General features: G+C 47.7%; 3 protein-coding genes. All 3 read left to right on the forward strand.

Annotated features, from left to right (window positions below; all coding sequences use genetic code 11):
- The coding region (locus AC1WIP_RS15610; protein ID WP_481142690.1) for a carbohydrate ABC transporter permease at positions 1-499 on the forward strand (499 nt) is incomplete at its 5' end.
- Positions 500-522: 23 nt separating this feature from the next.
- Positions 523-1,473, forward strand: coding sequence for a family 43 glycosylhydrolase (locus tag AC1WIP_RS15615; RefSeq protein ID WP_481142691.1), 951 nt, complete (start codon positions 523-525; stop codon positions 1,471-1,473).
- A gap of 14 nt (positions 1,474-1,487) precedes the next feature.
- On the forward strand, positions 1,488-1,696 hold a 209-nt coding region (locus AC1WIP_RS15620), incomplete at its 3' end, for a hypothetical protein (RefSeq protein ID WP_481142692.1).

Consider the following 1,696-nt stretch of genomic DNA (forward strand, 5'->3'; position numbering starts at 1 on the left):
AATCCTGATGCTGTCCATGATGGTGCCGTCTATTTCCACAGTGATACCGCTGTATACCATGTTTTCCAGAATGGGACTTTTAAATTCCACCCTGGCTTTTGTGCTGCCGGGTATTTCCTCCGTGTTTTTGATTATGCTGTTCAGACAGGGAGCCCGGGCTTTTCCCCACGAAATCATACAAGCGGCCAGAGTGGACGGGCTGGGTGAGCTTCAGATTTTTTTCCGCATGTTCGTGCCTATTATGGCGCCTACCTATGTGGCAGCTTTGACCATAACCTTTATGAATTCCTGGAACAGCTATATGTGGCCCAGTATTATTATGCTGAATAATGATTCCGTCACTATGCCTCTTCTGATTGCAAACCTGATGTCCGGCTATACCCAGGACTATGGCTTGATTCTGCTGGCGGTTTCTATCTGTACAATACCTACCATTATTATTTTTACGGTGCTGCAGAGATATTTCACTGCTGGGATTACCGGCTCCGTTAAAATGTAATTACATCTGGGAGGGAAGGAATCATGAAAACCTTAAAAAATGGCAAATTATGGTATGATACCCAGGGCAATGTGATCCATGCTCATGGGGGCTGTATGCTTAAGAAGGACGGTTATTATTATTGGTATGGTGAGAACCGAAACGATGATAATTATATCAGCTGCTACCGTTCTGCGGATTTGCGGAAATGGGAATTTCGCAGACACATTCTGACTATCCATTCTCCCGTCAGTCAAAGCAGGGTGAGAGCATCCCTTGCGCTTGTAAACGAAAATGGGGGGAAGGTGAATCTGGAACGTCCCAAGGTGCTCTACAATGCTGCCACAAAAAAGTATGTGCTGTGGGTGCATTATGAAAACGGGGAAAATTACAGGGCGGCGGCCTGTGCCGTGGCCACCTGCGACGTGCCTGACGGAGATTTCGTTTATCACGGGCACTTTAATCCCTTTGGATATATGTCGAGAGACTGTACTTTGTTTCAAGAAGAGGACGGCACGGCTTATTTTATTTCCGCGGCCAGGGATAATGCGGATCTGCATATCTATCGGCTTCAGGACGATTATCTTAACATAGATTCTCTGGTGAACCAATTGTGGCAGGGAGAGTACAGGGAGGCTCCGGCTGTCTTTAAGAGAAATGGCACCTATTATATGCTGACCTCCTTCTGCACGGGCTGGAAGCCCAATCAGGGAAAATACGGAACCGCTGAAAGCATGGACGGAAAATGGTCCACACTGAAGGAATTCGGGGATGAAACTACCTTTCATACCCAGCCGGCCTTTGTGCTGCCCTTTGGAAGTCCGGACAACAGAGAATTTCTCTATATTTCGGACCGCTGGGACGAAGAAGATTATAATAATTCCAGCTATGTCTTTTTGAAGCTGTCATTTGACGCTGAGGGCGGCCTGCATCTGGAATACGATGAGAATGTGCCCCTGGAGATGGAGGAAAGGCAGGAAGAAGAAAGGAATTGATGATGGAGAAACATATGGAAATTCCTGACATCCTGACTGCCTGCTCCGGCAGGCGGATAGAGAACAGCCAGGACTGGGAGCGCTTTCGGCGGCCGGAGCTTTTAGATCTGTTTACAGGGTGCATTTATGGCTACTGTCCTTTTCCTTTGCCCTCGGTGGTATCCTATGAAAGAATAGGAGTGATCCGTCAGGGGTCATGGGGAAGGCGGGAACAGCTTGTACT

The organism is Acetatifactor sp. (assembly GCF_982438285.1).

Coding starts and splice junctions, on each gene's coding strand:
- AC1WIP_RS15615 (WP_481142691.1), top strand. CDS start 523: ATGAAAACCTTAAAAAATGGCAAATTATGGTATGATACCCAGGGCAAT.